At 35.6% G+C, this 458-nt stretch carries 1 protein-coding gene; it reads left to right on the forward strand.

Going from position 1 to position 458, the window contains the following annotated elements; genetic code table 11:
* The coding region (locus tag FUA24_RS00320; RefSeq protein WP_148539587.1) for an AMP-binding protein at positions 1-458 on the forward strand (458 nt) is incomplete at both ends.

The raw sequence follows: 458 nt of genomic DNA on the forward strand, positions 1-458 counted from the left end.
AACTTAGTTTCAAATGTTATTGATAGTTCACCACGTGTGCCCATGGAAAACGGTAAAGCCAAAGCACTAAGCTTTTTACCAGTGTGCCATGTTTTTGAGCGTATGATACTTTATTTATATCAATTTTGCGGTATTGAAATTTACTTTGCCGAAAGTATTGAAACCATTAGTGATAATTTAAAAGAAATTAAACCTAATGTAATGACCGCCGTTCCTAGACTTTATGAAAAAGTATACGATAAAATTATTGCAAAAGGCACAGAACTAACTGGCATAAAAAAAGCCCTGTTTTTTTGGGCTGTAAATTTAGGCTTAAAATTTGAACCCTACGGCGCCAACGGGTGGTGGTACGAATTTAAACTAAAAATTGCCAGAAAACTTATTTTTAGCAAATGGAAAGAAGGCTTAGGTGGCAACCTTGGTACATTAGTATCAGGTAGTGCCGCATTACAACCAAG

The organism is Seonamhaeicola marinus (genome assembly GCF_008085455.1).